This is a genomic window from Flavobacterium phycosphaerae (genome assembly GCF_010119235.1).
Classification (GTDB): domain Bacteria; phylum Bacteroidota; class Bacteroidia; order Flavobacteriales; family Flavobacteriaceae; genus Flavobacterium; species Flavobacterium phycosphaerae.
In genome coordinates, this window is record NZ_JAAATZ010000001.1 from 2485580 (window position 1) to 2499458 (window position 13879).

The 13879-nt window shown below is 35.1% G+C and carries 8 protein-coding genes; all 8 read right to left on the bottom strand.

Translation table 11 applies throughout. From position 1 onward, the window contains the following. Positions 1 to 3: 3 nt before the first annotated feature. Complete coding sequence (locus GUU89_RS11085) at positions 4 to 4308, bottom strand: CusA/CzcA family heavy metal efflux RND transporter (RefSeq protein WP_162127971.1); 4305 nt, start codon at positions 4306 to 4308, stop codon at positions 4 to 6. Between the two features lie 94 nt (positions 4309 to 4402). Continuing rightward, complete coding sequence (locus GUU89_RS15350) at positions 4403 to 4666, bottom strand: hypothetical protein (protein WP_317163889.1); 264 nt, start codon at positions 4664 to 4666, stop codon at positions 4403 to 4405. A gap of 136 nt (positions 4667 to 4802) precedes the next feature. Then, entirely contained in the window at positions 4803 to 5252 is a 450-nt protein-coding gene (locus tag GUU89_RS11095; RefSeq protein ID WP_162126029.1) for a DUF6799 domain-containing protein, read from the bottom strand. 87 nt (positions 5253 to 5339) lie between these two features. Further along, the gene (locus tag GUU89_RS11100) at positions 5340 to 7568 is read right to left on the bottom strand and encodes a multicopper oxidase domain-containing protein (protein ID WP_162127973.1); all 2229 of its coding nucleotides are present in this window, start codon (positions 7566 to 7568) and stop codon (positions 5340 to 5342) included. Between the two features lie 11 nt (positions 7569 to 7579). After that, positions 7580 to 10117 (bottom strand): heavy metal translocating P-type ATPase, encoded by a 2538-nt coding sequence (locus GUU89_RS11105; protein ID WP_162127974.1) that lies wholly within the window; start codon positions 10115 to 10117, stop codon positions 7580 to 7582. Positions 10118 to 10232: 115 nt separating this feature from the next. Beyond that, complete coding sequence (locus tag GUU89_RS11110) at positions 10233 to 11486, bottom strand: hypothetical protein (RefSeq protein WP_162127975.1); 1254 nt, start codon at positions 11484 to 11486, stop codon at positions 10233 to 10235. Positions 11487 to 11500: 14 nt separating this feature from the next. Then, positions 11501 to 12628 carry an efflux RND transporter periplasmic adaptor subunit gene (locus GUU89_RS11115; protein ID WP_162127976.1) on the bottom strand — a complete coding sequence of 376 codons (1128 nt, stop codon included), beginning with the start codon at positions 12626 to 12628 and terminating at the stop codon, positions 11501 to 11503. 2 nt (positions 12629 to 12630) lie between these two features. Then, positions 12631 to 13878: an efflux RND transporter periplasmic adaptor subunit gene (locus tag GUU89_RS11120; RefSeq protein ID WP_162127977.1), complete on the bottom strand. Its 1248-nt coding sequence runs from the start codon at positions 13876 to 13878 to the stop codon at positions 12631 to 12633. Position 13879: the final 1 nt, after the last annotated feature.

Genomic DNA, 13879 nt, shown 5'->3' on the forward strand with positions numbered 1-13879 from the left:
ATTTTATTTGTTTATTAAATACTGAATATTGATGACTGTTTGATTGTAATTGTTCAATACCGTTAGATAATCCGTTTTTATTTTATTGGCATCTTTTAGGTTCTGGGCATATTCAATATATCCTATGTCACCAGATTTGTATAGCCGTTGTGCGGAAGTTATTATACTTTCTGCCATTGGCAAACCCTCTGCTTTGTAGTAATTGAGTTGTTCCAAATATTGTTTTTGCTGTTCAAATTGCTGCAAATAGATTGTTTCTAATTCTTGTTGTGATTTTTCCAATTCCTTTTTTGCAATCTGTGTTTCAATTTCAGCGGCTTGACTTCTTGCCTTAATACCGTTTCGGAACAAAGGAATATTGATACCGACACTACCGTAATAGAAAGGCTTTTCTTTGTCTAAACTTTGTCCGTTAAAGCCCAAATTAAAAGAGGGGATGGCTTTTGCCTTTTCTGCTTTTACAACTAATTCTCTTGCAATAATCTGTTGTTGCAAATACTTTAAAATAGGGTGGTCTTTCACTAATGTGCTATCGGTTAAACTGATTTCGGGCAATGCTTCATACTTTGATGGAGCTGTGTAGTTTTCATTGCTTTTTGTCCATTTTTGAAGTTCAGCTAAATAATAAACCACTTGCGTATTGGCTTGTGCCAATTGATTTTTCAATTCTTTGCGCTGTAATGAAGCACTGATTTTCTCTAATCTGTTACTTTCGCCAACTTGAAACTTTTTATCAGCATACTTTTCATAGTCGGCAAAAACTTTATCGGTTTCAACCAGTAAATTGTATTGTTGCCAACTGTAAAGCCAATTGTAATAAGCATTGGAAACGTTTTTAATCAATTCGTTTTTGGTAACTTCTTCAAACGATTTGGCTACGGTTACATTCTGATTTAACAGTTTCCTATTCGCACTATTAGTTACTCTGAAGCCTTGTGCTACCCCAACATTGTAATCAAAAAGTTTGCTGTTCATTTGACCCAAATTACTATTGATATTGAAAGGATCTAAAACAGTAGCTGTTTTGGTTAAAGCTTGTTGTTGCTTGGTTTGCAAAGATGCCTGCTGAATAGTTGGATAATTTTTAATAGCCAATTGCAAAGCGTCATTTAACTGTAAAGGATTGGTCTGTGCCTTTGCTGTATAGGATAAACTGCTCATTAAAAACAATACAATAACAGTAATTACAGGATTTATTTTTTTAGTTTTTTTGGGCGTCATCACTAAATAATATAAAACAGGTAAAACAAATAAAGTCAAAAGTGTAGAAGTCAATAAACCGCCTATTACAACTGTTGCTAAAGGTTTTTGTACTTCTGCGCCTGCGCTAGTTGATAATGCCATCGGTAAAAACCCTAATGAGGCTACCGTTGCCGTTGCTAAAATAGGTCTTAACCTTGCAGCACTTCCTTTGTAGATTCGTTTTAATAAATCATCTTCTCCCTCGTCTTTCAGACTGTTGTAATAACTGATTAATACAATACCGTTGAGTACCGCAACCCCAAATAATGCAATAAATCCAACTCCTGCGGAAATACTGAAATTCATTCCACGAACCCATAAAGCCAATATACCACCAATAGCCGCCAACGGAATAGCCGAAAAGATAATAGTAGCTTCTTTGATGGATTTGAATGTAATAAACAGCAAAAAGAAAATCAGCAATAATGCCACAGGAACAGCCAATTGCAATCGCCCTTTTGCTTCCTGTAAGTTTTGAAATTGGCCACCGTAAGTAATAAAATAACCTTCAGGAAGTTTTAGTTTAGCATCTAACTTTTTTTGAATGTCTAAAACCACACTTTCCACATCACGCCCTCTAACATTGGCTTCAATCACAATTCTGCGTTGCGCATCTTCACGGCTTATTTGGGATGGCGAAGTTTTAAATGTTACTTCGGCTACTTCGTTTAATGGTATTTGATTACCCTTTGGAGTAGGAATCAATAAACTTTTAAGAGCATCGATATCCGTATTCTGATTTTTTGGAATCCGAACTACCAAATCAAATTTTCTTTCTCCCTCATAAACAACTCCGGTAGTTCCACCTGCATAAGCAGTATTTATAATTCGGTTTACGTTGGCAATGTTCAAACCATACTGTGCAATCTTATTTCGATTATAATTTACTACTAAATTGGGCATCCCAGTTACTTGCTCTACTTTAATATCGGCTAAACCATCAATTGATTTTAAAAGCGGAACTGCTTTATTGGCTTCAGAAAAAAGACGGTCTAAATTATCTCCGAATATCTTAATGGCAATATCCGATTTAACACCCGCAATCAACTCATTAAAACGCATTTGAATTGGTTGCTCAAAAGACAAATTACACCCCGGAATGGCACTCAATTTTTCATTCATCTTTTCAGCTAAATCTTCTTTATTGTGTGCTGTTGTCCATTCTTTTTTATCCTTTAAAACAATTATTATATCGCCACTTTCTATAGGCATTGGATCGGTTGGAATTTCGCTACTACCAATTTTGCTTACTACTTCTTTTACTTCCGGAAATTGTTTTAATAAATTTTCTAATTGTGTACTAACTTCTATTGTTTGGGGTAAACTACTACCTTGTCTAATCCTTAAATTCATTGCGAAATCACCCTCGTCTAATTCGGGAATAAATTCGCCACCTAAAGAATTGAATATAAATAACGATGCAATGAATAGAAATATGGCACTTCCAACTACCATTAATCTTCTTTCTAAAGCTTTTACTAGAATCGGTTGATACCAGTTGTTTAGTTTATTCATGAACCTATCGGTAAAATTAGGTTTGTCGTGTATTTTTTTACTTAAAAAAAGACTACTTGCCCAAGGCACATAAGTAAGAGAAAGTATTAATGCTCCCAATATGGCAAAACTTACTGTTTGCGCCATTGGCATAAACATTTTTCCCTCAACGCCACTCAACACAAATAATGGAATGTAAACTATTAGAATTATGATTTGTCCAAATATGGCACTATTCATGATTTTTGAAGAATTGCTGATTACTTCCTTATCCATTTGCTTTTGGGACAGCATATTGTTTTTATAATTCTTGGAGAAAATGTGCAACGTGGCTTCGACAATAATAACTGCACCATCCACTATAAGTCCAAAATCTAAAGCACCCATGCTCATTAGATTGGCACTTAATCCGAACATATTCATAATGATTATAGCAAATAACATCGCTAAAGGAATTACTGAAGCCACGATTAACCCGGCTCGTAAACTTCCTAAAAACAACACCAAAACAAGGATTACAATTAATGCTCCTTCCAATAGATTTGTACTAACCGTGTGAACCGTTCGGTCTATTAGTTTTGTTCTGTCTACAAAAACATCAATTTTTACTCCTTTTGGCAATGATTTCTCGATTGATTTTATTCTGTCTTTTACTCGTTCAATAACTCGTACTGCGTTTTCTCCTTTTTGCATCAAGACCACACCACCAACAGTTTCTCCGCTTGCGTTTCTTGTCATAGCACCATAACGAGGTGCTGAACCAAATTTTACTTCGGCAATATCTTTTATCAGGATAGGAACACCAGTATTGTTTTTTACTACAATGTTATTGATGTCTTCCAAGTTTTGAATTAGTCCTTCTCCTCTTATAAAGTAGATGTTCGGACCTTTATCAATATAACTTCCACCTGTATTTTCATTGTTGTTTTGCAGCGCATCAAAAACATCTATTAGCGTTAGATTATTGGCAGCTAATCGCTCTGGTTTTACCGATACTTCGTATTGTTTTAGTTTACCTCCAAAACTACTTACATCAACCACGCCAACAGTTCCTAATAACTGACGGCGTACAATCCAATCCTGAATAGTTCTTAATTCGGATAGATTATATTTTTTTTCATATCCTTTTTGTGGCACTAACACATATTGAAAAATTTCACCAAGCCCTGTGGTTGGTGGTAATAATTCGGGAGAGCCATATTGTTTTGGTATGCTTTCTGTGGCTGTTTTTATTTTTTCGTCAACACGCTGACGAGCTATGTTTACAGGCACGTTGTCCTTGAAGACAATTGTTATTACCGATAATCCGGAACGGCTTGTACTTCGCAATTCTACCATTTCCTGCAATGATTTGAATTCCGTTTCTAATGGATAGGTAATAAATTGTTCTACTTCCTGAGTAGCTAAATTTGGGGAATTTGTAATTACCTGGACTTGATTGTTGGTTACATCAGGTAGTGCATCTACGCTCAATTGTGTAAATGAGTAGATTCCAAACGAAACAAAAATAGCAAGTAAAACCCCTGTAATCAGTTTGTTGTTTACTGAAAAGTTTATGATTTTATTTATCATTGTTATAGTATAATGAATGAGTAATTAGGCACGAATGCCCATTAAATACTGTGGAAAGCCCACAACTCTATGACCCGAAATTACTCGGGCTTCATTATGCTATTTGAGGCGGTTGCCAAATACTTCCGAAGAAATTGGAAGCAAAAACGGATTTGTATTCAGGTACTTTTTTATCAATACTAGTCTTAATTGAAATCAGGCTATATGAGTATGTAATGTTTAGTGAAAACCCTTGGCAGCCACAGCAACTGCAAACACACATAGGAGAACACACATCATTATCGTGGTGTGGTGCAGATTGGTTGCCTATCTCTACTTTTTTGGATGTTAAAAACGCCTCTCCATCTGCACAAGGCATACAGGAAAGTCCAATTAAATAGAATGATAATATGAGTGTTAGTATTTTCACGAGTGTAAAAGTAGTATTTTTTTAATAACAAAAAGGCAAACAGCCTATTTTGCTATTTGCCTGTTGCTGTTAGATGTACTTTAATTTATTTTTTTTCGACTAAATCCATTCCGCATTTAGGGCATTTTCCTGGTTTGTCACTTGTAACTTCTGAGTGCATTGGACAGATGTAGGTCATTGCCATAGTGTGTTTTTTGGTTTTCATTTTTTTGCTTTTGGTCATCATAGAACACTTATCCATTTTGCCATCCATGTCCATGCAGTCGCCTTCTTTCATTTTCATTTTTTTACCATCTTTCATAACGCATTCGCCATTTACCATGCAGGTTGTGCCATTTTTCATTTTCATGTCTTTGTCCATGGGCATCATTTTGCCATCTTTCATACACATCATTTTACCGTCTTTCATCATGCAACAATCTTTCATTGCTGCTTTTTTAGTTTTGGTTTGTGCGTTGATGTTACTTGTTGTAAGTGATGCTGCTATGAATAGCATTACCGTAAACATTTTTGCCATCATTTTTGTATTTTTCATACTATATAAATTTAGTTTTTTCAGTTGCGCTGTTACCCGCTCTTCAGATTGCTGTTGCCCAGGAATATCATTTGTGCTTTAATTTTTTTAATATCTCAAATTGGCTCCAATTCCAAATCCCATATCACTATCGTAATGGGTTCTGATACTTACATTTCTTCCGATTATATATCGAGCATCAACCATATATTCTTTGTCGGTATTGACCATAAATCCCATTCTTAACCTTTTGGAAACAGGAACATCTTCTCTCATCAGTTGGAAACGTATTTTACCGTCAGCAAATAATTCGGATTGAAATATTACTAACATTGGTAAAGTATAATCTACACCAACAGTAAGCATTGATCTATTGTCTTTTGAGTTGGTTTGCCCAAATAGATTTCTTTCTTGTTCATCTATCCCCATTTTTCTATATCTCCAGTCAAAACCAACAAAAGGCATTAGCCATTGCATTTTTCCAATATATCTACCTATATGAGTCTCGGTTTCATACCCGTGCATATCACTATAGCCTAATCGCCATTCCGTACCAATACTCCAGCGTGTATTGGCAATCATTAAAGCTCCATCATTCCCGTTGTTGGCAAAATCATTTTCAGCCATAATATGAAATTTTCTATCATCAGCAAATAGCTTGCGTTGTGCTAATTTAGGGTTTGGAATTTCAGGATTAGCCGCTTGGTTTTCATAAGTAAAAACACGACCCATGCCACTCATCATGTGATAGAGAATATGACAGTGAAAAAACCAATCTCCCTCAATATTGGCATTGAATTCAATCGTATCGGTTTCCATTGGCATTATATCCACAATATTTTTTAATGGTGCATAATCTCCTTGACCATTTAATACTCTAAAATCGTGACCATGTAAGTGCATTGGGTGTCGCATCATAGAACCATTGTACAACACGATTCTAACATTTTCGCCTTTTTTAATTAGAATTTTATCTGTTTCAGAAACTACTTTATTGTCTAAACTCCAAACGTAGCGGTTCATATTTCCTGTTAGCTCAAATTTCAACTCTTTGACTGGTGCATCTTTAGGAAGTGATGTTTTTGTTGGGGATTTTAGCATTGCATAATTAAGGGTAACAATATCAGAAAGTTTATTACTGTCATAATCGCTCTCCGTCATTTTCATATTACTCATTTTATCAGCTGCTTTTGCTTTTACTTCACCTGTAATTTCCGGATACATTACTACGTTCATATCCATTTGGTTCAGCGACATTTGCATTCCCATATCGTCTAAATCACCGTTCATTTTCATCATGCCGTTCATCATTTTCATACCTTCAAAATATTTAAGTTTTGGCATTGGCGAAACTAATTGTTTGATGCCACCACCAATATATATTGAAGTTGATTTTGTTCTATCTTCGGGAGTTGCTAAAAGTTCGTAACCCGTTTTATCAGCAGGAATGGTAACAATAATATCATAGGTTTCGGAAACTGCTACTATTAATCTATCTACCTCAACAGGTTCAACATCATTACCATCATTGGCAACAACTGTAATTTTTCCGCCTGCATAGGTTAACCAAAAATATGTTGATGCTCCGCCGTTTGAAATTCGTAAACGGACTTTATCTCCACCCTTGAATTGTGATAATTGACTTTCGTTTTTGCCATTGATTAGAAATTTTTCATAATAGACATCGCTCACATCCATGGCATTCATTCGCTTCCATTCATTGGCAACTTTAGTTTTAAAATATCCTTGTCTTATAGCTTCGGCATAACTTTGTGTTGTTCCTTTTTTAATAGCAAACCAATCGGTAGCATTGTGCAACATTCTATGAACGTTTTCTGGTTTTATATCGGACCATTCACTCAGAATAATAGGCACGGTTGGCAAATCATCAATCCCTTTTCTGAACGTTGGATCATCAGGTTTTTTATTCATAATGAATGAACCATACATTCCGATTTGTTCCTGTAACCCCGAGTGACTATGATACCAATGCGTTCCGTGTTGGATGATTGGAAATTTATATAAATGCGTTGTATGTGGTTTAATAGGCATTTGTGTTAAATTAGGGACACCATCTTCTTTATTTGGTAAGAACAAACCATGCCAGTGCATAGATGTTTCTTCATTTAACTCATTATGGACATATATTTCGGCAATATCACCCTCTGTAAAAGTTAGAGTAGGCATTGGGATTTGTCCATTTACGGCAATAGCGTGTTTTTGTTTTCCGGAAAAATTTACAATGGTATCGCGAACGTATAAATCGTACCGGACCGTTTTTTGAGCTGATACTGTTATAGTTATAAGCATTACTATAAGCGAGAACTTTTTTTTCATAATTTGTTTTGTTAAAGCTTTAAATTTCTTAGTCTCAATGCATTTACAATTACTGAAACCGAACTAAAACTCATTGCTAAAGCAGCAATCATTGGCGACAATAAAATTCCAAAAAATGGATATAAAACCCCTGCTGCAATTGGAACACCTAACACATTATAGAAAAATGCAAAAAATAAGTTCTGTTTAATATTTCTCATAACAGCATGGCTTAAATTCTTGGCTTTTACAATGCCTTGCAAATCGCCTTTTACTAAAGTTATTTTGGCACTTTCTATGGCTACATCTGTTCCGGTTCCCATAGCTATTCCTATATTAGCTTGTGCCAAGGCCGGAGCATCATTTATACCATCGCCTGCCATGGCTACAATTTTACCTTCGGATTGTAAACGTTTAATTTCATTTAATTTATCTTCTGGTAAACATCCTGCTTTGTAGGATGATAAGTTTAATTCATCTGCTACGGCTTTGGCTGTATTAACATTGTCGCCAGTTAACATTATTACTTCAACACCTTGTTGCATTAGTTCTTTTATAGCTTCTTTACTCGATATTTTAATTGCATCAGTAATTGAGATATAACCAACTGCAATGCCATCAACAGCAATATATGAAACAGTTTTTCCTAGTTTTTGTTCGGCAATAATTTTGTTTTCCAAATCATTTGATACACTTGCCTTTACTTGTTCCATTAGTTTTTTATTTCCTAATGCTACTTTTTTATTGGTTACTGTTCCCGTAACTCCTTTTCCTGCCACGGCTTCAAAATCTTTTACCTCGATTAAAGAAATGGATTTTGATTTAGCATAGTTCACAACAGCTTGTGCTAACGGGTGTTCGCTGTGTTGATTTAAAGAAGCAATAGCTCGGATTAGTTCATCATCATTGTTATTAGATGCATAAATTTTTTCAACAGATGGCTTTCCTTCGGTGATAGTTCCTGTTTTATCGGTAATTAATACATTAACCTTATTCATGTTTTCTAAAGCGTCAGCGTTTTTTATCAAAACACCAGATTGTGCGCCTTTACCAACACCTACCATTACTGACATGGGCGTTGCCAAACCGAGAGCACAAGGACACGCAATAATTAGTACTGCGATTGCATTAATAAAGCCATAGACTAAAGCAGGTTCGGGACCAAATTTTGCCCAAACGAAAAAGGTTATTATCGATATGAATACAACAATTGGCACAAAATATTTGGCGATGCTATCGGCTAATTTCTGAATAGGGGCTCTGGATCGTGAAGCATCGTTTACCATTTGCACGATTTGAGAAAGCAGGGTTTCTGAACCCACTTTTTCGGCAACCATCACAAAGGATTTGTTTCCGTTTATTGTTCCTGAAATTACGTTATCGCCTTTCTTTTTATCGACAGGAATTGGTTCGCCCGTAATCATGGCTTCATCTATACTGCTTTCCCCGTCGGTTATTTTTCCGTCAACAGGGATTTTGTCTCCAGGTTTTACTCTTAATAAGTCACCTTTTTTAATGTCATGGATTGAGATTACTTTATCGCTTCCATCAATAACCAATGTAGCTTCGGTTGGTGCGAGTTTTAATAATTCTTTAATTGCTCCGCTGGTTTGACTGTGCGCTCTGGCTTCTAACAATTGGCCCAGCAAAACTAAAGTCAGAATAACTGTAGTTGCTTCGAAGTATAATAGTACTGTACCATGTTCCGTCTTGAATTCATTTGGAAAAATATCAGGGAAAAACATTCCGACTAAACTAAACAAAAATGCCACTCCTGTACCGATTCCGATGAGGGTAAACATATTCAAATTCCAAGTGATTATTGATTTCCAGGCGCGGACAAAGAATATCCAACAAGCATAAAAAACCACTGGAAGCGATAGTATTAATTGCACCCAATTCCATTTTGAGGCATCCATTATTTGCAATAAAGGATTATTGTGCGCCATTTCTATCATTGCAATAGCGAAAATGGGAACTGTGAAGACTACTGCTATTTTCATTTTCTTAACCAAATCTTTATAGGTCTTTTGGTCTTCGGTGTCAGTAGGATTCATTGGTACTAAATCCATTCCGCAGATAGGACAAGAACCCGGATTTTCGCTAATTACTTCGGGATGCATTGGACAAGTATATAGAGCCTTGCTAACGATTAGTTCTGGTGCTTTGACTAAATCCATTCCGCAAACAGGGCAGTCACCTGCTTTGTCATAAACTTTTTCTCCTTCACAATGCATTGGGCAATAGTATTTTCCATTAGCATTACTTGGCGCTTTTATTTCATTTTTGTGGCTGTGAGAATGTGTGGAGCAACAAGATTTTGAAGTAGCTTCCTTTGTATTTGATTCCTGTGGATTTTTTCCATTAGTCATTTTTATGGTGTATTTTCCAACTGCTGTTAATGCTTCTTGAAGCTGTGTTGTTGGAATGTGTTTTTCAATAGTTATAGTTGCTATGGGTGGGTTTAATGAAACTTTGGCTTCAACGCCAGCAATAGCATTCAATGTTTTTTCGACTTTGGCACGACAACCATCACAAGTCATTCCGGTAATGTTATAAGTATGTATCATCCTGTTGTTATTTTAATACAAATTTCCAGTTATAGCGGTTTATTGGAGTTGCACAATTTTGGGTTTGAGTTGCATGATTTTGGGTTTGAGTTAAAACTCCTTTTTTTTAAAAATATTATAAGGTTCCAATTGATTTTGCTATTTTATCCATTATTGAATGGTCTGAACCGAATTTGCAAATGGCATCACAATTGACTCTCAATTCCGAAAACAATATGTATTTGATAACCATTTTTGAATTTTTAATAGCAGGTCTGTTGAGTTGCTGAATCACATCTTTTTCACGGCTATCGGGGATGATGATATAGAATACTTCATCACCATCGGAAATGCTAAAATAGAGGTCGGAAAGACGTAATATCCCGGAGTAAATACTAGTGCTTTTTTCTACTTCAAATGCTCCAATAATGTTATTGGTTCCTTTTTCAAACCAAAGTACATCAATAAGTTTAATGGTGTTTTGTGTATCTTTATCGCAAGGTAACTCCGGAAATTTATTCATAGAGATAAAAGAAAAACTTTGCCCATTGAATGATTTACTCTTATCATTACTGGCAGGTGTAACATCAAAACCTAATGACGCTCCAATTTTTAATAAATGGTATTGCATTTCACTATGAAGATTTTCTTCCTGTTTTTCTTCCTGAATTTCCTTTTGGCGTTTTACAATGTTTTTTTCAAACTTATTTCGTTCTTCTTCGCTCAAATATTCATCATTACCAATTAACATTTTTTGCGTACCGATTTCAAAACACAATCCTGCGATTGCTCCTAAATCATTGGATAATTCAGATTTATGTGCGCTGTTTGTTTCGAGTAGTGTTTCACGGATTTTTAGGTATTCTGTCCAACTTCCTAATTTCTTTTTGTCTTTGTACAAGAAATTAAATCCGTTGAGAATAGCTGTATTGAATGGCGGAAACCAGGTTGGATGTATAAAATACAAAATACTTGCCACTGCCGGTCCAAGCCCCTTAATTTTGAGCGCATCTAATTTTACAATTTCTTTCACCATTTGCTCTTCCGATTTAGCATTGATGCAGTTTTCGAGGAATTGGCCAAAGGCTATTTTGTTGTTTTGGTTTTCATAAATATCGGGAATGCGCAATTTGGGTTTCCAATAGAAAGGATGTGCCACGCCAACAAAAACTTGTTTTTGTTCTGCAATACAATTCAACACAAATTCTAAACTACTTTCTTTAAAATCATTTGGGAAGTTTTTATTTTTGATATCCTCTATGACCTGCAAAACACCACGCCGAATTGTTCGGAATGCTTTTAGTCTTTGGTCATTGTCAACAAACCACGTATTGTAAACACTTTCGTTGTCGTTTTTGTATTGCTGTATTATTTGATTAAGATTGTTCATCGTTACTATTTAAATTACATTTTCATTCCTTCCATGGGGTCGCTACCTTTACGGAATTTATATTCACTATTAATAGCATAAGTTCCGGTAATCACTATTTTTTTTGAAGCATCAATTTCTGATTTTATTTCAATCATCCCGTTGGTTTCAATGCCTGTTTCAACCATTAGGTTTTCAAACACACCTGGTCTTTTTTCAACCCATATATAGGAGGCGTTTTGCTCTCGTATAACAGCATCTGTAGGTATAAAAAGCCCTTTAACGGCTGCTTGGTTTATTTTGGCAATGGCCTGCATTCCCGGTTTTAGTTGTAAATTTTGATTTGGTATTTGCAACCTAATTAACAGCAGTCTCGTATTGGGTATTATTTCAGGATTGATAAATGAAATTTTAGCCTTTATTGTTTTTTCCGGAAAGTCAGCAAAGGAAACAGTAGCTGATTGCCCCACAGACAGATTCCTAGCGTAGTTTACGTTTACTTGTATTTCGAGCCAAAGAGTGTTTAAATCAGCTAATTTAATCAAGGGACTACCTTCCATTACATAACTGCCTTCTGTTGCTATTATTTCTGAAACATAGCCGCTTGTATTACTGTAAAATGTGGTATATGGTGAAACATCTATATTCCCTTTATTATTTTCAATCTGACTGTTTGTTACCCCATAATATTGCAATTTTTGCTTGGCTGCTTTGAGTAAGTTTTGAGCATTTTTCCCAAAATCACCCGGCATAGCCAATTGCTTATAAGCTGCACTATAATCTTGTTTTGCAATGGCAATATCTTCACTATACAAACTATAAACCGGAGTGTTTTTTTTGACATATTCCCCTGTTGTTTTCAAGAACAATTTTTCAATTCTGCCCATTGCTTTTGCAGAAATCGTAGCAACCTTTTCCTGATTTATTGTCAAAACACCGGTAAAAGTTTGATTTAAGCTACTTTGAGTTTCGGCAATAGTTTGTGTCGTGATATTGCCTAATTTTATTTGCTGTTTGCTTAAACTAATTTCGTTAACGTCTGTTTGCTCATTTGTTTCAGGATTCATATCATGACCACTATGGTCTTCTTTGTCTTTTGAGTGGCATGCTGATAATACGATAAATACTATTATCAGTATTCCAATGTATTTTGTTTTTTTCATTGTTACTTGGTTTTAATGAAGCTCTCGCTATCAATTAAAAATTGGGCGTTTTTTGCAATAGTATCATTAGAAGAAATTCCGTTTAAAACTTGAACATAATCGTTGTTTTCTAATCCTGTTTTTATTGCAATTGCTTGAAATCCGTTTTCTTTTTTAAGAAATACAACTTTTTGATTTCCTAAACTAACCATAGACTCTTTTGGTAACCAAATGGCTTTTGTTGATTTGACTTTTACAATCCCTTGTAATCTTGAGCCAATAGGCAGTTTAAGTTTATTGTTGTTTAAATACACCCTTATTCTGTTGGTTTTATCCGCTTGATTTAATTGTGTTTCCACAAAATTTATTTGGCTGTTAATAGTGTCATTTTCATCTAATTCAGAGGTAATTGCTATCGGTTGATTTATTTTTATACTATTATCATAGCCCTGAAGCACATTAAAAACTCCCCAAACTTTGTCTGTATTCAATAGTTTAAAAACAATAGCACCTTTGGTAATATAACTTCCTTCTTTGATGTCTAATGTTTCTGTATTACTGCTTGCATCCGTCATTGCAGCAACATTAGCATCCGTCATTTTATCTGTACCCATCACGATTCCGGAGGCTGGGCTGTATATGGTTACGGTTGGGTTTGTTTTTTTGGTTGCTATGAGCCCATTAATTTGATTGCCGGTCATACCGTATAACAACAATTTTTGTTTGGCCGCATTAATAATAGATTTGTTTTCGGTATCGTTTGTAATTAGGTAAATGAAATTTTGTTGTTCCGTAAGCAATTCCGGACTGTATATTTCGAATAATTTTTGACCTTTAGTAATCTTCTGAAATTTGTAGTTCACATACAATTTTTCAATTCTACCGTTGATTCTTGCTGCGATGTTAGTGGCTGAGTTTTGATTAAATGCCACTATTCCGGGTAAAACTATGTCATTGCTAATTGCAGTGTCTTTTGCTGTTGTTGTTTCAAAATTCCCCACGATAAAATTATCGGTTGGTTTTAAAAGGTGTTCTATTTTATCATTATGATTTGAATGGTCTTTTGTTACTTTTTCAACTAAAGTCATTCCACAAATAGGACAATTTCCCGGTTGTTTTCTAATGATTTGTGGGTGCATTGAGCAGGTATATAGTATTTCCTGTTGTAAATGTTCAGAGTGACTTTCTGATTTTTGGAAATAAAAATAGCCGCCAATTCCAACGGAAATCAATATTATAAATGTCACTATGTATTTTAAATACTTATTCATA

Coding starts and splice junctions, on each gene's coding strand:
- GUU89_RS11110 (WP_162127975.1), bottom strand. CDS start 11,486: ATGAACAATCTTAATCAAATAATACAGCAATACAAAAACGACAACGAA.
- GUU89_RS11095 (WP_162126029.1), bottom strand. CDS start 5,252: ATGAAAAATACAAAAATGATGGCAAAAATGTTTACGGTAATGCTATTC.
- GUU89_RS11085 (WP_162127971.1), bottom strand. CDS start 4,308: ATGATAAATAAAATCATAAACTTTTCAGTAAACAACAAACTGATTACA.
- GUU89_RS15350 (WP_317163889.1), bottom strand. CDS start 4,666: ATGCCTTGTGCAGATGGAGAGGCGTTTTTAACATCCAAAAAAGTAGAG.
- GUU89_RS11100 (WP_162127973.1), bottom strand. CDS start 7,568: ATGAAAAAAAAGTTCTCGCTTATAGTAATGCTTATAACTATAACAGTA.
- GUU89_RS11115 (WP_162127976.1), bottom strand. CDS start 12,628: ATGAAAAAAACAAAATACATTGGAATACTGATAATAGTATTTATCGTA.
- GUU89_RS11105 (WP_162127974.1), bottom strand. CDS start 10,117: ATGATACATACTTATAACATTACCGGAATGACTTGTGATGGTTGTCGT.
- GUU89_RS11120 (WP_162127977.1), bottom strand. CDS start 13,878: ATGAATAAGTATTTAAAATACATAGTGACATTTATAATATTGATTTCC.